The organism is Asticcacaulis sp. P2_C5 (genome assembly GCF_056404555.1).
Genome location: NZ_JBFUDU010000006.1, coordinates 326,708 through 345,910, shown reverse-complemented (window position 1 = coordinate 345,910; position 19,203 = coordinate 326,708). Strand labels below are relative to the sequence as shown.

The window sequence follows — 19,203 nt, the reverse complement described above, 5'->3', positions numbered from 1 at the left end:
AACGGCGCCTCCCGAGGGAAGCGCCGCATTTAGCTTAATAGTTGTCCAGGATGATCGAAGCGATCAGGCCGCTGGCAATAGCGACCAGGATATAGTTATCGTCGACCCGGCGCCATTCATAGCCGTAGGGCGGAGCGTAGAGCCGACGATGCGACCTGTAGTCGACATAGCGACCGCGATCGTAGTCGTAACGCGAGACATAACCGCCGCGACGCCACTCGGAGCGTTGGTGCCAGCCGTTATGGTAGCCACGGTCACGATGATAACCGTAGTTGCGACCATCACGGTCATAGCGATCGCGTCCGCCGCCGCGACGATCCCAATCACCGTCGTGACGATCCCGGTCATGGCGGTCCCAGCCGCCGTTGTCGTGATGATTGCCGCCGCGATCGTGACCGCCATGGTAACCGCGGTCACCGTGATGGTAGTTTTGCGCTGAAGCTGCGCTGCCAAACGCTAAGCTCCCGGCGATGACGGCCAAGGCCGCTGTGGTCAGTACTCGTTTCATTGCGATTCCTTCAAAGTTATCGCCCCGTATGAGTCACAATTTACGCTTTTGTGCATGAACCCGACATGAATAACACGGTCAGGTTTCGCAAGGATCGGGCAAAGGCCGATGGCGCCTCGCACAGGGTTGTAAATCCTGTCGGGTCTGGCACAGTGCTGCCCTTACATTCGGGGGATACACATCATGATACGGCGCTTCATCGGATACCTGCTGCAATTGGCCGTGGCCGTTGCGGTCATGGCAGGTCTGCCCGGTCAGGCCCTGGCGGATGCGCAATCCGATATCGAGGCGCGCTATGTGACTCTGGCGACGGCGCTGTCGTCATCGAACCTTCCGGTGGTGCGAAACCTCGTCGCGCCCGATTTCCGTGGCGTCGATGTCGACGGACAGGCTCTGAGCGCCGAAGGGCTGGTTCAGTGGGCCCGTCCGGCCGGCCAGCGCCGTAACATTCAGATACTGGTTCCGTTCGTCGGCGTTCAGGACGATACCGCCCGGGTCAGGCAGATGACTGTCGTGCCCGACCTGCCCGCAAAGCCCGGACATGAGATGGCGTGGGTTTATGTCTCGTACGACACATGGAAACGGATCGACGGCGTCTGGCGGTTGCAGGTCACGCGTGTGGCGACGGCCGATTATTTCGTCGACCGAAAGGTCACGAAACATCGCGAGGCCACGCTTAACGTCAGCCCTCCCGACGCCGATACCTCGCTGCCCGACATGTCGTCGGGCGATCCGCACGCCGCGATAACCGTGATCCAGTACGGCTCGGTCGCCTGTCCGATCTGCGCCCGCGTCAACGAAACGCTAATGCCGGACTTCTTCGCCAGATATGTCGCGACCGGGAAGGTCCGCTATATCTACCGCCCAATGGAAACCGGCAATGTCGGCGTGGCGCGGTTGGGACATGCCCTGGTCGAATGCGCCGGTCCGGACAAATATTTCAGCGTCATTGACGCCATCATGCGCGCCCAGCCGGAAATGGACAGCGGTGGTATGCCCGAGCAGTATGTCAATGCGGCCACCGTGCTCGTCCGTATCGGCGGGGACGCCGGCATGACGCCTGACCAGATCGACGCCTGCTTCGGTAATGACGACATCCTGACCAGCATGGACCGCCGCAATGAGGCCTATTTGACCCGGGACGGACTGACCGGCACCCCGACCTTCCTGGTCAATGGTCATGTGGTCGAGGGCGACATCTACGACCCGCATTACCTCGACAACGCCATCGCGCCCCTGCTGAAATAGGCGGTGTTCAGTCGATCGCGAAAACACTGTCGCTCGACCTGACGCAGAGTCGTCCATTTACCGTCTCGGCCAGACCGGCGATTTCCTGCGCCAGGGACCGCGTCAGCCGCGCCTCCAGGCCGCCGCGTACCCGGACATAGGGTTTGAAACCGTCCGTCGTATCGAAACGCAGAGGATGCGCCGCGTCCGCTATCACCCGGTCCCCCGCATTGGTGCGAAATACGAGTACGCCATCTTCCCTGGTCATCTCGACGGCCAGAAACGGCACGTCCTCGACGGTTATGCCAAGCTTTTCGACCGGGGTGACCAGGACATAGGCGTCGCCGTCCCGCCGCAACAGCCGGGCGAACAACCGAACCATGGCCGGCCGTTCAATCAGGCTGCCATTATAGTGCCAACTGCCGTCCACCTTGATGGTGAGGTCAATATCGCCGCAGGACGGCGGGTTCCACCGGTCGACAGGATAGGGCGCATCGGCCGGTGTATCGTCGCCATAGGCCTGCAGGCGGGCAAGAAAATCACTCATGACCGGGTCACCGCGATATCGAGTCGCTCAAGTCCGCGCAGCGAGAGGCCGCGTTTGAACACGGGCGTTTCTGCCAGCTCGATCGCTGAAAAGCGTCGAAGCAGCGCGTTAAAGACGATCTCCAACTCCATCCGCGCCAAATGGTTGCCGAGACAGACATGTGGCCCGGAGGCAAAGGCGATATGACGGTTGGGCAATCGGCCGACATCGAAACGGTCGGCGTCGGGAAATGCATCGCCATCGCGATTGGCGCTGCCATACAACAAGCCCAGCCTGGTGCCCTTCGGTACATGCCAGCCGTCGATATCGAGATCCTTCGCGGCAAAACGATGAAAAAAGGGCAGGGGCGCGTCATACCGGAACATTTCCTGCACGGCCGTCGCCATCAGGCCCGGATCATCGCGCAGGCGCTGCATCTGATCGGGAAAGCGCAGCAAGGCCAGCAGGCCATTTCCCAATATATCTATCGTCGAACCATGACCGGCCATCAGAATCAGCATGCAGGTCGAGATGAATTCATCCTCGGTCAGGGCGCCCGCATCCTGGGCCGCCACCAGGCGTGAGATCAGGTCATCCGCGGGTTGCTGCCGTCGCCGGGCAGCCAGATCGTTCAGAAAGGCATAGAACTCGGTCGTCGCTCGCTCGGCCAGGGCCTTGCGCGTATCGCTGCGGTCGACGTCGAAATACTGGACGATGTCTTCGGACCAGCGCCGCAACGGACCGCATTCGGCTTCGGGAACACCCAGAAAGCGTCCGATCACCGGACCGGGCACATGGGCCGCGAAATCGGCGATAAAGTCTATCCGTTCGTTGCCGGCGATATGGTCGAGCAGGCGCGCCACATGCGCTTCGATATCGGTCCGCAGCTTCTGCAAGGCGCTGGTGCGGAACTCGGCCATGATCAGGTTGCGCAGTCGGCGATGGACCTCGCCGTCGCTGTTGAGCAGTGAAAACTGCACAAACCGGCTGTGATGCGGCATGTCATGCCAATTGTCGCGCACGGTCTGGGCGGCGATCTCGTCCGCCGTCATCACCGCTTCGGGAGACCGCACGCAATCGGGATGGACCGTGGCCGCGGCGACGTGCGCATGCCGCGACAGCATCCACGTATCAAAACCGGTGTGGTACCAGGGCGCTTCCAGCGCGCGCAGGCGGGCAAAGACCGGGTAGGGATCGGCCGCGAACGCGGCCGACAGCGGGTCGAGCTCTATCGTATCTCCGGTTTCGGGCAGCGGCCGGGCAGTCATGCCGCGTCCGCAGCCTCGTTCACTTCGGGGCGGTTGAGCCGCAACAGGTCGACCCAATTGACGGCCATGTCGCGCGTGACGGCGCGAACCTCGCCGGAGACCCCGGCCAGCAGGTCGAAGCCCAGGGGCAGCGTATCATAGCGGCGATAGACGACCTGGGTGCGCGCTTCGATCAGCCTCTTGGCGAAGGCTTCGGTTTGTGGCGCCAGCGGATCGAGCCCGGCGGCGACAATCAGGGTGCGCGGCTGGCCGATGATCAGTTTTTCGAAGGCCGGCGAGATGCGCGGATCGGCCAGGTCGCCGCCGGCACCCGCGCCGGCATAGTGCGAGATCATGATGTCGAGATCGGCCGCCGTAATCGGCCACAGACCCTCGTCATCGGCCTTGATGCGGGCGTCCGACAGGTCGAGCAGCGGCGTCAGCAGCAACTGCGCTACCGGCAAGGGCTTGAAATCGCGCTTGAGGTCCAGGCACAGCCGCGTCGCCAGATTGGCGCCCAGGGTCGCGCCGCCGATGGCGACCTGACCGGTCTTCGACCCCAGTCGCACGGCATTGGCCTGGGCCCAGTCGAAGGCGACGCGGGCGTCTTCATGCGCCGCCGGAAAGCGGTATGCCGGGGCCAGCCTATACTCGGGCAGGAAGACCGGGCAGCGTGCCTCGTGGGCAAACAGGGCGCAGAAGGCCTTGGAAAGGTCTGGCCCGCCCAGCACCCCGCCGCCCTGATGGAAGAAGACCAAAAGCGGTGCGTCCGGTGCGATGGCGGCGGGCCTGATGACGATGCCGCCAAAACCCGAACCCGGGGTGTCGCCCGACGCAGGCTCCACCTTGACCTTGATGTGGGCGGGCAGGCCCAACAGTGCAGCGGTCTCCTGCCATTCCTGGCGCGCCTGTTCCAGGCTCTTGTCACTCAGCGACAGGGTTACCCTGTTCTGGGCCGAGGTGAACCAGGTTCGCCACAGGAACTGGATTTGCGCATCGAGCGTGCGGCCGTGGGTATAGACCACACCGCCGCCGGAAAAGAAGCGCAGCACGGCGGTGGGCAGAGACAGGATCTGGCGCAATAGCCAAAGACGCAGGAAAGGGGCGAACATGGGACCTCGTAGCGGCAAAACCTGCCATAATCGCCCCTTCTATCGCACGAATCCGCTCGAAAGTGGGACATTTTGGTCAAAAACCCAACGAAAACGGCCTCCAATTCACCAAATTCGATGTGTTTTTGTTTGACCAAAACGCAGAGTGCTGGCTTACTGCCCTCACAATCCGTTACTCTGGCTGCCTATGCTAACGGGATTGAGCGTTACGGTCTTACCGGCCCGCTTCGGTCTCAACCGCCTGCTACCGAGACGATTGTCGGGAAGGGGCAACCCTTCACGCCTCGATAACAGCTCGGACAAAGGAGAGCGCACATGGCCGAAGGTACGGTTAAGTGGTTTAATTCCACAAAGGGTTTTGGCTTTATTCAGCCCGCCGAAGGCGGCAATGATGTTTTCGTTCACATCTCGGCGGTCCAGCGTGCCGGCCTGCAAGGCCTCGCCGACGGTCAGAAGGTGTCGTACGAACTGCAGAACGAGCGCGGCAAGACCGCCGCCGTCGACATCAAGCTGCTGTAAGCCAGCAAAAGTAAAGCGTTCCAGAGCGCAGGCAGCCCCCGAGGTTGCCTGCGCTTTTTTATGAAATGTACGCTGCACCCTGCGCTTAGAGCAAAATGACTTTAGATAGAATCGTCATTTTTCTCTAATTCTTTGTTTAATCGCGCAATTTATCCGAAAAGTGCCAGAAACGTATATTGGCACTTTATCGGATTGCGCTCGGTGTTTGAAGCCTTATACCAACCCGCAAAGATACTGACACATAAAGCGCAGGCTTCGATTTACACTTTTGCAGCTCAAACGCCGCCGCACGGCCAGGGTCAACGACCGGGGGCTTGCGGTGATAACAATGTTAGCCTAGGTTGACCCCTATACCGCATGTGGTCAGTGAGTATAGGGGGCTCGCAACAGCGGATGGCATCAACCCCCTGCAGGGGCGCCATCTTGAGCATCGATTTGCTGGCCGGACCAGAGTCCGTCGTCAATACCACCACGGCATTTGAACAGATCCAAACCGACATTGTCGGATTATCGGATGGCGGTTACGTTATCGTCTGGGCCAGTTTTGATCCTTTCGGATCAACACCTTCAACCCTTTACGCCCAACGCTATACGGCCGACGGCCAGCCTGTCGGCGCCGAAAGCCAGATCAATGCGACTGGCACCTCGGCGCGATATCCCAGCGTGGCGGCGACGGATGATGGCGGCTATGCTGTCGCTTATCTCATCACTGACGCAGATATCAACCACGCGGAAATCCAGAGATTCGACAGCGCGGGCGATGCGGTGGGGGCGCCCATCGTCGTTGCGGCTTCGGGCAACAACATCCACGAACCGAGCCTGACCGGCATTGCCGGCGGTGGCTATGCCGTCAGCTGGATGGCTTATGTCGAGGGCGTGAATCAGGTTTTCGTCCAGATCTATGATGCCGCGGGCCAGGCCGTCGGGCCGGAGTTGCTGACGCCGCAGGACTGGCAGCCGGCGGTCGGCAAGGATGGAGAACTCCTCGACTTTCTTGTACGCACCTGGCAGGAGGCGGCCAGCGTGACCGGCCTGGCGGACGGCGGGTTTATCGTCACATGGACATCGGATACCGGCCATAGCGCGGCCATTTTCACGCAACGCTGGGACGCGAACGGCCAAACCGCTGGCGCGGTCAGAATTACCGACTATGGCGAATTGACCCGGTCCATCGTGGTTGCCATGCCGGACGGGGGTTATGTGATCGCCGGCAATGTCGGGCGGGAAAACGTCCATGAGATATTCAGCCAGCGCTTCGCCGCCGATGGCTCGCCGCTCCATGGACCGACCTATATCGGGGGGCTCCTCGGGTCGGGTCTGCAGGCCGTCGCCGTTGCAGCGATTACCGACGGAGGCTATGAATTCGCCTGGACGGACGGCACGGGCACCCACAACCAGCGTGTCGGTGATGACGGCGAACGGGTGGGCGGTGTCGAACGGATAACGGCGCCGGACGAATGGGGCGAAGGCCTGGTCGTTTCCGGGCTGGCCTTTGGCGGTTTCGTCGCCGCGTTCGGGGTGCGCAATCCCTCGGACGGTTTTACCGATGTCTATATGCGCGCCTACCTGCCATCGGGCGATCACCTTACCGGCACACCTGAGGCGGATACGCTTCAGGGCGTGGCCGGCAGCGACTGGGTGCAAGGGCTGGCCGGAGACGACCGGATCGGCGGCGGTGGCGGCGACGACTATCTCGACGGCGGCACCGGCAATGATTCGATGGATGGCGGGCTGGGTGACGATATCTTTATCGTCGATTCCGCTGGTGATGTGGTGATCGATCGCGCCGGACAGGGCCACGATACGGTCGAGGCTTCGGTCTCATTCCGCATGAATGTCGCCTTTGTCGAAGACCTGGTCCTGACCGGTAATGCCGATATCAACGGCGTCGGCAACCTGCTCGACAACATGATCATCGGCAATGCCGGCAACAATCTGCTGGACGGCGGGGAAGGACAGGATGTCCTGAAGGGCGGCGCCGGCAACGATACCTATGTCGTAGTCGTAGGTGAGGACGTCGTTGTCGAAACCAACGGCAAGGCCGGAGGCACCGACACCATCCTGCTTTATGGCGCCGTCACCGGCGACGAAGCCTGGCTGGAATCGATCGAGAACATCACCCTGATGAGCGCGGGCGACGCCGACCTGTTCGGGAACGGCCTGGCCAATATCCTGCGCGGCAATGACGGGCGCAATGTCATCGACGGACGCTGGGGGGCTGACGCCATGATCGGTGGCGGCGGTGACGATACCTACTATGTCGACGATACGGGCGACAGGATCGTCGAGGCTGTAGGCGGCGGCGTCGACCAGGTGCGGTCGTCCGTTACGTTCAACTCGTTCGGACAGGAAATCGAGGTCATCACCCTGACGGGGTGGGACACGATCAATGCCGTCGGTAATGCCGCCAACAACAGCATCACCGGCAATGATGGCGACAACAGCCTCTACGGCCAGGACGGCAACGACGTGCTCCGCGGCGGCGCCGGCAATGACAGGCTATGGGGCGGCAACGGGCTCGACATTCTGTGGGGCGGCGACGGCAACGATTCCCTGCGCGGATCGGCCGGCGTGGTCATGCGGGGCGGCACGGGCAACGATGTCTACTTCGTCAGCGACGCTTCGGACACACTGGGGGAATATGCCGGCGAGGGCGTGGACCTGGTCAATGCCACGATCAGCCTGACCCTTTCAGCCAATGTCGAGAACCTGATCCTGAGGGGCACCGGCAACACGACGGGTGTCGGCAACGACCTGGCCAATATTATCATCGGCAATGACGGCAACAATCTTATCCGCGGACGCGGTGGCGCCGACCGGCTGACCGGCGGATTGGGCGCCGATCTGTTTGTCTTCGATGATGTCGCCAACCAGGCCGTCATTACGGATTTTTCGGCCGGGCAGGGGGACCGGATTCATCTCAACGCGATCAGTCATGGCGTCGCCAATGGCGGCGGAATAACGGTTTTACAGGTCGGAAACGATACGGTTATCGATCTCGGAGGGGGATCGATCATTACTGTTCAAACAACCCTGGTGGCCGACCTGACAGGTCATGTCATCTGGTAGTCCGCGCCATTATCTGCCTCTATATCGACGAACTGTGTAGAGCGTTCCAGAGCGCAGGCGGTTTTCGGGCCGTCTGCGCTTCTCTATGTTTTGGGTGTTTGATCCAGCATTTCCCGAACACCGTCCGCCGTCTGGCCATCGTCACGATAATCGCGCAACGCTTTGGAGCCCTTGCGCTTGGCCAGCCGGCGTCCCTGGTCGTCGAGCAGCAACGGGTGATGAAAATACTGAGGCGTCGTCAGGCCGAGCAAAGCCTGCAGCAAAACCTGGGTATGGGTGGCGTCGAACAGGTCCTGACCGCGCACGACATGGGTGATGCCCTGGCGCGCATCGTCGATCACGACGGCCAGGTGATAGGCGACTCCGATATCCTTGCGCCCCAGAATGACATCGCCATTGATCGTGGGCTGGGCAGCGTGCTCGCCGGTCGCCAGGTCGGTAAAGACAAGCGGTCGGGCAATATGGCGTTGCGCCGCCTCGACCGATAACCGCCAGGCCGGCTGGGCCGGAGCCGGATCGCTTGTGGCGTCGTCTTCCTGCAGCGCGCTCAGCGCGGCCTCGGCCTGGCCTTTGCGCGTCCGGCTGTCGGCATAGAGGACACCCATATTGCGCAGCCGGTCCAATGCCGCCTGATAATCAACCAGATGTTCGCTCTGGCGCAGGACAGGCTCAAGCCAATCAAGACCCAGCCAATGCAGGTCATCGTAAATGGCCTGTTCGAATGCCGGCCGGCAGCGGGTGTGGTCGATATCCTCGATACGCAGGATAAATTCGCCGCCGTGATGGCGCGCGAAGTCATACGCCGTCAGGGCGCTGAAGGCGTGACCCAGATGAAGGTAGCCGGTGGGTGAGGGGGCGAAACGGGTCCGTACAGCCATGACAATCTGCAAGTTTTATAAGACGGCCAGCATAGCCTGATGTCCGCCCGGTGCAAATCGGGGCGTTATTTTTGCAACGCACACCTGTCATAAAAATTTGTCGTTTCTTTTGTGAGGAATCGGAGTCAAACTATCCACAGGCTCGGGTTTTCGAGCTGCCCGCTGCTGTCACAAGGAGGTCCGTCTTCAAACCTGATAGTGCATATCGTGTGAACCCCATGGACAGGAGATGGCCATGCAGGTTCTGAAAGCTCCGCCGCACGACTGGCGCGCCCTCGTGCTCAATGCCGATTTCCGGCCTTTGTCCTATTATCCCTTGTCGACCAAGCCGTGGCAGGATGTCGTCAAGGCGGTCTTTGAAGAACGCGTCGACGTGGTGTCGAACTACGATATCGAAATCCACTCGCCATCGATGAAGATGCTGCTGCCCAGCGTGGTGTCGCTGAAAACCTATATCGACCAGAACCGGCCCCCGGCTTTCACGCGTTACAATGTCTTCCTGCGCGATCGTTTCTGCTGTCAGTATTGCGGATCACCCGCCGACCTGACCTTCGACCACGTCCTGCCGGTCAGCCAGGGTGGAAAATCGACCTGGAACAACATCCTGACAGCTTGCGCACCGTGCAACTTGCGCAAGGGGGGAAAAACTCCCCAGCAGGCGCGCATGATGCCGACAAAAAACCCACACCGTCCGACAATGTATCAATTGCAGGAACTTGGCCGGCGTTTTCCCCCTAACTATCTTCACGAAAGTTGGATAGATTACCTGTATTGGGATACGCTTCTGGAAGCGTAGAGGGTTTTATCAGGTCTGGTTTGGCATAGAATATGTCGTCACCCGTGCGGTTTGAAATGGACAGGCGTGTCTTTGGCGTGGTGAATTTCCCGCGTCCGCGCGGCAAGACGCGTACGCCGCTGGAGCCTCTGACCAGCGCCTTGCAGACCTGTCTCGGCGTACGCATCGAGGCCCGGCGCAAGTGGTTGTTCGGCCGCAAGCATCACAGCTTCATCTTTATGGGCGAACGGGTGCAGATCCACATTCAGGATAACGGCGATGCGACTTTCGATCTTGGCCACGCCGATGACGAGGTGCGTGAAACCATACTAGAACATCTGCGCACCAGTTTCGATTTCGAAGGCCGTTAAGTCGTGCTGGTGGCTTGACACGAAAATCACAGCGCCGTAACCCTTGCCCATGACCGTCCTTTTCAACCATGCCCAGCAACAGCAATGCCGCCCTTGTGCGGTGCTGTCGCATGCCCGGTTGGACGTACTCAGGACCTGACGGTCCGCCCAAGTCGCCCAAATACCCAAATGGCAAACCCGACAGCCCCGCCCCGACCGGCGGGGTTTTTCCATGCGCGGTCCGGGCCAGACGAGAAAGCCCCGAAATGATCCTCTATTTTCGCACCGACGCCGAAATCGCCGACCTGACCTCGCGCCTGGTCGCCGCCACCTTGCCGAAACCGGCCTGGACCCATGCCGCCCACTTCGCCGCAGCCCTGTGGCTGCTGCGTTATGAATCGGGGACGCTCAGCGAAACCCTGCCGCCCATTATCCAGCGCTATAACGAAGCCAGCGGCACGCGCAACACCGACATCACGGGCTATCATGACACCATAACCCAGGCCTCGATCCGCGCGGCAGCGGCCTTCATGTCGCGGTTTGCGCCCGATCATTCCGTCTGTGATATTGCCAACCGGCTGATGGCGACAAACCTCGGTCGCTCCGACTGGTTATTGGCCTACTGGAGCCGGGAGCGGCTGTTTTCCACCCAGGCGCGCCGGGCATGGACGCCGCCCGACATCCACCCGTTACCCTATTAGCAAAGTAGCGCGGTTATGCTACCATCGGCTCGCGCCGGACAAAACATAATAACCGGGGAGGCAAGATGCGCGCGCTGTCACACTTTACCATGGGTCGGACTCCGGCCACCGATATGTCGCGCCGCGGGCTTGTTGCCGCAGTCGCGGCCGCTGCGTTTGCACCAGGCCTTGTGCTGGCTCAGGCGGCACCACCTGCGACACTCCCGGCTGAACCAGACGGACCAGATGGACCAGATGGCCTGGCGGCCGATATCGCCGCGCGCAGCGAAGCCAATCGCCGTATGACGATCGAGGTGCGGATCAATGGCAGGGGACCGTACCGTTTCATCGTCGATACCGGCGCCGAGCGATCAGTGATTGCCGACGACGTGGCGCGCGAGCTGGGCGTGGTTCATGGCGATAAGGTCGTCGTCGACGGCCTGGCGCGGCAGATTCCGGCAGAATCCACCACCCTGGCCGAGTTGGCGTTCGGGCCTTTCAAGCGCAAGGACATGCCGGTGCCGATTCTGCCGCGTGGTCTTCTCGGCTGTGACGGCTATCTCGGACTCGACGCCATCAACAAGACCCGTGTTACCTTCGATTTCGAGAACCATCTCGTGCGTATCGATTCCGGGCGCAGCAGTTTTTCGGTGTTCGATCCACAACATAACACGACGCGGGTCCAGGTTTCGGGCAAGGACGGCCGGCTGCAGGCCGGCGACTGCTGGGTCGATGGCGTCCGCACCGGCGCCTTTATCGACAGTGGTGCCGAAATCTCCGTCGGCAATCTGGCGCTCCACGCGGCCCTGGGACGGCGCAAACGACCGCCGTCTGACGTCGGTATCATCGTCCTGACCGGCGTTACCGGTGGCGAAGCCATCGGTCGCATGATCCCGATCAGGAATATTCGCATGCAGGCCCTGAACTTCAACAACGGCACCCTGGCCATCGCCGATGTTCCGAATTTTGCCAACTGGGGCCTCGACAAGCGGCCCGCCCTGCTGATCGGCATGGATTTCCTGCGTCAGTTCGGCAGTGTTACGATCGATTACCGAACACGCGAAATCCGCTTTGAACTGGCGAGCTCGCTCGACGATCGGGCTGTCGGCCGTTCCATCGCCCGCGGTGTCCTGCCGGACCCAGCCGTCGGCTAGAGCGAAATGACTTTAGGTAGAATCGTCATTTCACTCTAATTGTTTGTTTTGCCGCGCAATTTAACCGAAAACGGGGCCGCCCGTGCGGTGGCATCCACTTTATCGGATTGCGCTCTAACGCCATACGCTAGATGTGCCATCCCTGTAATGTGCTTTGCGATCTCTGGGGCACCGCTTGTCGAGGCGACCCGCCAAGGCGTGCCGTGCTCAGCGCCGGAACGCGCGGCGCAGCTTGTGCTCCAGCCGGATGAACGGTTCACGCCAGGAGCGTTCGATCCGTTTGACATCGATGAAGGTCACGTCGTCGGAGCCTGCCAGGGTATGCAGTCCGTCGCCATAGCCGTCTCTCAGGCCCTCCGGCGACAGGCGAGCGACGCTTTCCGCCGAGAATCTGTCCGGCGTCAGGGTGTCGATACGCAGCAGGTTCAGGGCCGCGCCGTAGGTCCCGACACAGTCCTGCATCGGCAGATAAAGCGCGCCGTCATGGACGAAGGGATTGCCGCCAGGACGCGATGATTCGTAGCCCTGGCGCACCGGATTGGCGGCGTGCTGGTGCCACGGTCCCTGCAGACGGTCGGCCCAGGCGATGTGCAATTCCCGCATGGCTCGGCCGTCGGGACCGGGCAGGGCGTAGAACATCCACCACCGACCGTCGTGTTGCGCGATTGTGGCATCGATCGCCGGCAATTCCAGCAGACGCTCGGCGGGCGCCCACTGATCGGGGAAACGCGTGCAGCGATAAAGCGTGAGAGCGCCACTGCGGTGAGCTTCCGGCAGCATGTAGAGTTCGCCCCCATCCCGGATAAGATAGGGATAGGACAGGTGGAACGGGCGCAACAGGGCCTGTCCGCTGGCCGTCAGGTTCTGCGTCTTATCGTAGCTGTAATAGTGGATTTCGCCACGCTTGATGCGATAATCATAGGCTTCGACGAAGATCGTCATGCCGTCTTCGGTTCTCATGCCGAAGGGGTCGGCAATGAAGCGGAACGGGCCGGGATCGGGAAGCCAGGTGATCTGGGAAGCGGCCAGAGCGCCGGGCGTCAGGGCGTCAGACATCGGGCGATTGAGGAAGCCCACATGCCACAGATCGATCATTGCAAGGGGCTCCGAATGGGTAGGGCTCAGTCATTGACGGGAAGCGGCCCCGCAGTCAACAACCGTCAGGCCAGGGACTCGATCGCGGTACGTAACCGGCGTCGGCCGGCGTCGAAACCGAAGGCCTCGATGGCGTAGGTCTGTGCCGCCAGAGCCTGGTCACGGAACCGGCCCCAGTTGGCGAAGGCCTGTCCGACGGCTGCGGCCAGGGCCGAAGCGTCTTCGTTCTGGAACAGGGCGCCGAATTGTCCGGCTTTCAACACCGCGCGCGGGCCTTCGGTATCGGATGCGACGACGGGGACGCCGGCAGCCATGGCTTCGATCAGCACGAGACCGAACGATTCGTAGCGCGATGGCACGACAAACAAGTCTACGCTGGACAGGAATGTTAAGGGATCGGCAGCCCAGCCACAAAATTCGACGCAAGTGTCGAGGTTCAGTTCGCGGCACAGCGCTTTCAGGCCGGACAATTCCGGACCGTCGCCGGCAAGTTTCAGGCGAAAGGCCTGGCCGGAGTCGCGTAACTGTGCGGCGGCGCGCAGCAGCACATCGAAACCCTTGATGGTGTGGAGCCGCCCCATGGCGCCGATCACCGGCACGGAACCTGGCGCGCTTTTGACGGGCATGGCGCGCAGGTGCGAGAAATTGGCCATGTCGAAGACGCGCAGGTCGGGGAAGGCGGCGCTGGCCTGGTCGCGCACGGCGTCGCTGACACACAGCGCGGCAGTGATGCGCTTCAGGTGGCGCTTGACGGTCGGGGTGTGCAGGACCTGGACCGTGCGCGACCGCGTACCGATGAACGGCATCATGCACAGGCGCCCGGCGCGGTTGCCGTGGGCGATGACCAGGTCAGGACGGAAGGCGCGGACATATCCGGCCAGGGTCATGGCGGCGATCGGATCGTGGATGGCGTGGGTTTTAAGCGGCCGGAAACCGTGTCCGGATGTAATGTCGGCCAGCATGCCCGACGGCTCTCCGATGCTTTGTACGTCGAAGCCTTCGTCACTCAGCGCCTCATGATAGTGGCGCGCCATAAGGCCGTCGCCGCCCTTGACGCGGGTCAGCATGATGTTCAGCAGACGCATACCCTGTGCCCCATTTTTTCTTTTTCGGAGACCCGGGCATACGCGCGTAACGAGCCCCTCCAATTTGAAGACACAGCCACACGCGACAACCCGCACCCGGGTTGCAAAAAATGTCACAAACGACATCAGGTTCGCGATGCGCGGGACAGCGGTTGCAGTCGAAGCCATGCCCCCGCTATAAGCGGGCAACAATTTTCCGTCGCGGCAATCCGAGTGTCTCAACCCACGACCCTAGTGCAGAGCTACCTGGCGAACCGCGACACGCTGTTGCGCTTCCTGACTGGCCTGTGCCGCGATGCGACCCTGGCCGAGGACGTGCTGCAGGACCTGTATATCCAGGCAGGCAGGGCCGATGTGGCGGTACAGGTCGACAATCCGCTCGGTTATCTGTTCCGCATGGCCAACAACCTGTATCTCAACCGCCTGCGCGCCCAGGCCAGCCATCGCGCCCGTGACGCGGCCTGGTACGATTTGCACCCGCAGCAGGATACAGGCGCTGACGCATCGCCCGATGCCGAAGCCGCGCTCAGCCGGCGCCAGGACCTGGAAGCCGTGTTAAAGGCCGTGGACGAATTGCCGGAACGCACGCGTGACATTTTTCGCCTGCACAAGGTGGAAGGCTTGGCGCAGGCCGAAGTGGCGCGGCGATTCGATATTTCGCTCAGTGCGGTGGAAAAACACCTCGGACGGGCCCTGAAACACCTTATGGCCCTGCGACGAAGTCACAAGGTGCATTAGGTTAAGGCCTTATATTTTCCCAAAAGCGTAGCGAATCTCCGGCCGGGCTTTTGGCCGCCGGGCTTTAAATTTGAAATTTGCTGCGGGTTATGCCTTTTTGAAGTGTCTTCGGTATATGGAGCGGATCAGGTTGAACATGTCGGACGACATTGCGGATATCGAAGCGGAAGCGGCGGAATGGGTCGTAAAGGCTCTGAGCGGCGATATCGGCGACGGGGACGTGCTGGCCTTGACAGCCTGGGTAGAAACATCACCGCGCCATGCCGAAGCCTATCGCCATGCTCTGGCATTGTGGGCGGGTCTGGAGGAAGAGGCGCCTCCATCCCAACCCTATGTGCCTTCGCGTGTGGCGAACGCCTCGGCCGGCCGGCCCTGGCGTTTCGCGTTTGCGGGCGCCGGGGCAGCCGTTCTGTGCGCCCTGGCCGTCAGTTTCGTCATCCTGCGCCCCGCGCCGGCAACCCTTTATGAGACCGGCCACGGTGAGCGCCGTGAGGTTGCCCTGGCCGATGGCACGCATCTGACGCTGAATACGGACACACGTCTCAGTGTATGGCTGTCGAATGGACGCCGCGACCTGACCCTGGACAAGGGCGAGGTGGCGCTGAACGTCGTCCATGACGCGCGCCGACCCTTTGTGCTGTCGAGTGGCGACCTGAAAATCACCGATATCGGCACGGAATTCAACGTGTCCCGCCTCGACGGCGTTGTCAATGTGGCGGTGCGTGAAGGCGAGGTCAGTCTTATGGCGCCCGGTCATAGGGCGGCCACTCTGCGTGCTGGTGATTTCGGCATCCACGCTGAAGCAACCGGACGTGAAACCTTTGGCCGGGTCGACCCGCGCGAGGCCTTTGCGTGGACGAACGCCCATGCTATCTATCGTAATCAGCCTCTGTCCGTCGTGGTCCGGGATCTGAACCGCTATTTCGACACACCTATCGTTGTCGATGACGCGGCCGGGCAACAAAGACTGAGCACCATATTAACCCTGGATTCGCAAGACGCGGTGGTCGGGCGATTACGTGAGTTCCTGCCGCTCGAAGTCCGCACGACGCATGAAGCCATCTATCTCAGCCTGCGCCCTGGTGCCGCTGCTGCTTCTGGCGGCAACGGACGTTGATGCGCGCCAGTCGGATGCACAGAAGGCTGTAGAAACGACGCGGCAAAGCCTGGATGTAGCGGCGCGTGATCTGCCCTCTGAACTCGTCGACCTCGTCCTGGCGACCGGCATATCGATCGGCGGCGTCGACCCGGTCATCTGCGCGGCGCGGCCCCAGGCCATTCGTGGAAATTACAGCGCCGAAGCTGCCCTGCAACGTCTGCTGGCCGGCAGCCGCTGTGACGTTCAGCGTGTTGACAACCTGACCTACCGCCTGGTTCTGCGCGAACGTCCAAAGCCCAGGCCGGAACCGCGTCCCATTGCGCGCCCTGTGCCGCCGTCACCCGCTGCCGACGAGGAGCCGGTTGTTGTCGTTGTCCGTCATCCGCAGCGTCTGAGCCAGACGCCGGCGGGCGTTAGTGTCGTCAAGCCGCCTTTGCTGGCCGGTGAAGACACCGACCTGACCCTGATCGCGCCGCATGTTTCCGGTATGACCGTGACCAATCTCGGCCCCGGGCGCGACAAGATCTTTCTACGTGGCATTTCCGACGGCGTACTCACCGGCCGGACCCAGTCGACGGTCGGCCTCTATCTGGACGACACGGCCATCACCTATAATGCCCCTGACCCCGACCTTCTGCTCGTCGATATGGCGCGGATCGAGGTGCTTAAAGGTCCGCAGGGCAATCTCTACGGCCAGGGCGCCCTGTCGGGGGTTGTGCGTCTGGTCACCAATGCGCCGGATACTGAAAACTTCTCCGCCCAGACTGGGGCTGCTTTGGGAGGGACGCGTGGCGGCCAGCCATCGTGGCGCGTAACCGGCGTGGTCAACCTGCCGCTCATCAAGGATCGCGCGGCGCTGCGCATGTCGCTCTACAGTGAAAAATCGGGTGGATTTATCCGGGGACGCGATGACCCGCCCGGTGTGATGAACAAGCCGCCCGCCCTGTTGCACACGGCTTCCAACGACACCGAGCGGGCCGGAGGGCGCGTCAGCGTCACCTGGCACGGCGACCGAGGTTTGCAGATCGATGCGACGGCCACGGCACAGGATCTCAATTCGTCGAACAGCCAGTATGTCATTGGCCGCAAGGCGGTCTTTGCCGAGGCACTGGCGGTCGCCGAACCGCACAACAACATCTTCCGTAACCTGTCCCTGAGCCTGACGCGTGAGACGGCGGCGGGGACGCTGAAACTGTCGGTCAACCGTTCGCGCCACAAGATCCATTCGGGCTATGATGCGAGGCCGATTGGACGCTATGTTTCCATTCCCAATTCCGGCGTCCTGTTCTACGACGAAGACCAGGTCTTCCATCTGTCAACCGCCGAAGCCAGTCTGGTATCGCCCCAGCGCGGCCACTGGCAATGGCTGACCGGCCTGTTCCTGGCCCACAGCGACGAACGCTTTACCCCGCACCTAATCGATATCTATACCGGAAAGACCCTGTATGACGAAGTGCGCGCCGACCGCGTGCGCGACGTGGCACTGTTCGGCAAGCTGATCTGGACGCCGTCACCGCGCTGGACGGTTTCCGCGGGTCTGCGCGCCCAGAATTCGCGCCACGAAACCGACAGTTTTATCAGCGATGTTCACCTGGTCAACTACCTGCCGGAAGGCCATATCGAAGGCCATATCGAAGCGACCCCGGTATCCCACGAACTGATGATCAGCTATCAGCCCAATTCGCGCCTGTTCCTTTATGCCCTGTCGGCGGACGGCTTTCGTACCGGCGGCTTCAACACAACCACGCTGGTCAATACCTCCGTGCCGAAGGTCTATGCCGGCGATCACATTGACAGCCTGGAAGGCGGATTCAAGTACCGGTCGAAGGATGCCCGCCTGTCGCTCGACATGGCCATATTCAGCGCCGACTGGCGCGACATCCAGAGCGACCAGTTGCGCGCCACCGGACTGCCCGTGACGCTCAATATCGGGCGGGGCGTCAATATCGGGCTGGAGACAGAATTGGGTTGGCAGGCCACGCCCGATCTGAAATTCCAGTTGCGCGGCCAACTCAACCAGCCGAAGCTGCGGCGCTATAACCGCCAGTATCCCTATCTGGCGGAAAGCGGCATGCCCTATATCGCCAAGGTCAATCTCAGCCTCAGCGCCCAGTGGGACCAGACCCTGTACGGCCACCGTCTGAACCATATCATGGTGGTGTCCGGCAAGGACGGATCGCTGCTCAACTACGGGGTTACGCCGCGGGTCTGGATGGACGGCTATGTCAATATCGACCTGTCGTCATCAACCGATATCGGGCCTTACAGCCTGGCTTTGCGAGTCACCAACGCCCTGTCGACGCAGAGCAACAGCTTTGCCTATGGTAATCCGTTCTCGATGGATACAGCCGACCAGATGACGCCGCTGCGGCCGCGCACGGTTTGGCTGTCGGTCAGCCGGTCTTACTGATCAGATCCGAAGCGAGGTTTGGCGTCAGGGATTGGGCAGGACGGGCGCGATTCGTCTGACCTTCCTCAACGGTCAGCCGGCGGCATCCGGCTTCGCTGCGTTCGACAAAGAAACGCGCCAGCGGCGGGCGGGCGATGCGGCCTTCTTCGAGGCCTTCCTTGGGCGTCAGGCCCCGGCGACGGTCGGGTCCGAAGTATTCGGTCGTTTCGAAAAATTCCATCGGCTTGGCCAGCAACAGCTTAAGCCGCAGCCAGAACTCACCTGGGCCCAGAGCGGCCAGAACGATATCGTCGACCCCGAGGCCCAGCAGATGGCGGATCGTCTCGCGGGTTGGCTTGCGGACAAAGGCGATGATGGGCGACAGGCGGATGACGTCCGCGTCGTGACCGCGGACGGCGCGGACGCAGTTTGCGAAGGTTTCGATCGTTTCGGCGCGGAATTCCATGACGAAGACATTCAGCTTGAAGCGGACGACAACGGCTTCGTAATCAGTGTCGCGGAAGCTGAGGCTGATCGCGCCCCTGGCCATGCGCAGGGCACGCAAAAGGGTGGGGTCCGGCATGCAATTGTCCATCTGGACATGAATGAAGCGGCCGGGAATAACGGGGACGGGCGCAGACATGGCTCGTGGGCTGCCAAAAGGAGGGCTGAACAACAAATGCTGACGAATCGCACTACAGGTAGAGATTGAGAAGGTGCAGATCAAAGGTTGAGGAGCGGTAAAGATTTGC

Annotated in this window: 18 protein-coding genes; 10 read left to right on the top strand and 8 right to left on the bottom strand. The window is 61.5% G+C overall.

Translation table 11 applies throughout. The annotated features are described in order from the left end of the window. Window positions 1–34: 34 nt before the first annotated feature. Window positions 35–508 (bottom strand): RcnB family protein, encoded by a 474-nt coding sequence (locus tag AC1DXO_RS13245; RefSeq protein WP_476978628.1) that lies wholly within the window; start codon window positions 506–508, stop codon window positions 35–37. Between the two features lie 183 nt (window positions 509–691). Here AC1DXO_RS13245 and AC1DXO_RS13240 point away from each other — a divergent pair, with 183 nt between their 5' ends. Beyond that, window positions 692–1,756 (top strand): thioredoxin domain-containing protein, encoded by a 1,065-nt coding sequence (locus tag AC1DXO_RS13240; protein WP_476978627.1) that lies wholly within the window; start codon window positions 692–694, stop codon window positions 1,754–1,756. 7 nt (window positions 1,757–1,763) lie between these two features. Here AC1DXO_RS13240 and AC1DXO_RS13235 read toward each other — a convergent pair whose 3' ends face one another. The 3 genes from AC1DXO_RS13235 to AC1DXO_RS13225 are packed head-to-tail and all read right to left on the bottom strand — an operon-like array spanning window position 1,764 to window position 4,620. Further along, window positions 1,764–2,282, bottom strand: coding sequence for a DUF1285 domain-containing protein (locus AC1DXO_RS13235; protein ID WP_476978626.1), 519 nt, complete (start codon window positions 2,280–2,282; stop codon window positions 1,764–1,766). Beyond that, window positions 2,279–3,529 carry a cytochrome P450 gene (locus tag AC1DXO_RS13230; protein ID WP_476978625.1) on the bottom strand — a complete coding sequence of 417 codons (1,251 nt, stop codon included), beginning with the start codon at window positions 3,527–3,529 and terminating at the stop codon, window positions 2,279–2,281. Before AC1DXO_RS13230 ends, AC1DXO_RS13235 begins: the two co-directional genes overlap by 4 nt. Next, window positions 3,526–4,620 (bottom strand): alpha/beta hydrolase fold domain-containing protein, encoded by a 1,095-nt coding sequence (locus tag AC1DXO_RS13225; protein WP_476978624.1) that lies wholly within the window; start codon window positions 4,618–4,620, stop codon window positions 3,526–3,528. Before AC1DXO_RS13225 ends, AC1DXO_RS13230 begins: the two co-directional genes overlap by 4 nt. Window positions 4,621–4,935: 315 nt before the next feature. Here AC1DXO_RS13225 and AC1DXO_RS13220 point away from each other — a divergent pair, with 315 nt between their 5' ends. Then, window positions 4,936–5,139 (top strand): cold-shock protein, encoded by a 204-nt coding sequence (locus AC1DXO_RS13220; RefSeq protein WP_476978623.1) that lies wholly within the window; start codon window positions 4,936–4,938, stop codon window positions 5,137–5,139. 423 nt (window positions 5,140–5,562) lie between these two features. Further along, window positions 5,563–8,208 carry a calcium-binding protein gene (locus tag AC1DXO_RS13215; RefSeq protein ID WP_476978622.1) on the top strand — a complete coding sequence of 882 codons (2,646 nt, stop codon included), beginning with the start codon at window positions 5,563–5,565 and terminating at the stop codon, window positions 8,206–8,208. Between the two features lie 83 nt (window positions 8,209–8,291). Here the strand turns inward: AC1DXO_RS13215 and gluQRS are convergent, their stop codons facing one another. Then, complete coding sequence (gene gluQRS, locus AC1DXO_RS13210) at window positions 8,292–9,086, bottom strand: tRNA glutamyl-Q(34) synthetase GluQRS (RefSeq protein WP_476978621.1); 795 nt, start codon at window positions 9,084–9,086, stop codon at window positions 8,292–8,294. A gap of 235 nt (window positions 9,087–9,321) precedes the next feature. Between gluQRS and AC1DXO_RS13205 the strand changes: the two genes are divergently transcribed. The 4 genes from AC1DXO_RS13205 (at window position 9,322) to AC1DXO_RS13190 (ending at window position 12,045) form a co-directional block, all read left to right on the top strand. Continuing rightward, complete coding sequence (locus AC1DXO_RS13205; RefSeq protein ID WP_476978620.1) at window positions 9,322–9,882, top strand: HNH endonuclease; 561 nt, start codon at window positions 9,322–9,324, stop codon at window positions 9,880–9,882. 32 nt (window positions 9,883–9,914) lie between these two features. Further along, window positions 9,915–10,232 carry a hypothetical protein gene (locus AC1DXO_RS13200; RefSeq protein ID WP_476978619.1) on the top strand — a complete coding sequence of 106 codons (318 nt, stop codon included), beginning with the start codon at window positions 9,915–9,917 and terminating at the stop codon, window positions 10,230–10,232. A 245-nt stretch (window positions 10,233–10,477) separates the two neighbouring features. Continuing rightward, a complete protein-coding gene (locus AC1DXO_RS13195) occupies window positions 10,478–10,912 on the top strand; it encodes a hypothetical protein (protein WP_476978618.1) in 435 nt (144 codons plus the stop codon). A 65-nt stretch (window positions 10,913–10,977) separates the two neighbouring features. Continuing rightward, window positions 10,978–12,045, top strand: a complete 1,068-nt coding sequence (locus AC1DXO_RS13190; RefSeq protein WP_476978617.1) for an aspartyl protease family protein — start codon at window positions 10,978–10,980, stop codon at window positions 12,043–12,045. Window positions 12,046–12,252: 207 nt separating this feature from the next. On the opposite strand, the gene AC1DXO_RS13185 is transcribed toward AC1DXO_RS13190, so the two are convergent. Both AC1DXO_RS13185 and AC1DXO_RS13180 read right to left on the bottom strand, forming a co-directional pair. Continuing rightward, window positions 12,253–13,140, bottom strand: coding sequence for a glucosamine inositolphosphorylceramide transferase family protein (locus AC1DXO_RS13185; protein WP_476978616.1), 888 nt, complete (start codon window positions 13,138–13,140; stop codon window positions 12,253–12,255). Between the two features lie 65 nt (window positions 13,141–13,205). Beyond that, window positions 13,206–14,225 (bottom strand): glycosyltransferase, encoded by a 1,020-nt coding sequence (locus AC1DXO_RS13180; RefSeq protein ID WP_476978615.1) that lies wholly within the window; start codon window positions 14,223–14,225, stop codon window positions 13,206–13,208. 213 nt (window positions 14,226–14,438) lie between these two features. On the opposite strand from AC1DXO_RS13180, the gene AC1DXO_RS13175 reads away from it, so the two are divergent. From AC1DXO_RS13175 to AC1DXO_RS13165, 3 genes are all read left to right on the top strand, one after another. Then, window positions 14,439–14,963 carry an RNA polymerase sigma factor gene (locus AC1DXO_RS13175; RefSeq protein ID WP_476978614.1) on the top strand — a complete coding sequence of 175 codons (525 nt, stop codon included), beginning with the start codon at window positions 14,439–14,441 and terminating at the stop codon, window positions 14,961–14,963. Between the two features lie 136 nt (window positions 14,964–15,099). After that, window positions 15,100–16,080, top strand: coding sequence for a FecR family protein (locus AC1DXO_RS13170; RefSeq protein ID WP_476978613.1), 981 nt, complete (start codon window positions 15,100–15,102; stop codon window positions 16,078–16,080). After that, the gene (locus AC1DXO_RS13165; RefSeq protein ID WP_476978612.1) at window positions 16,016–18,472 is read left to right on the top strand and encodes a TonB-dependent receptor; all 2,457 of its coding nucleotides are present in this window, start codon (window positions 16,016–16,018) and stop codon (window positions 18,470–18,472) included. Before AC1DXO_RS13170 ends, AC1DXO_RS13165 begins: the two co-directional genes overlap by 65 nt. Here the strand turns inward: AC1DXO_RS13165 and AC1DXO_RS13160 are convergent. Next, entirely contained in the window at window positions 18,456–19,034 is a 579-nt protein-coding gene (locus AC1DXO_RS13160) for a hypothetical protein (protein ID WP_476978611.1), read from the bottom strand. The genes AC1DXO_RS13165 and AC1DXO_RS13160 overlap by 17 nt on opposite strands. Between the last annotated feature and the right edge of the window lie 169 nt (window positions 19,035–19,203).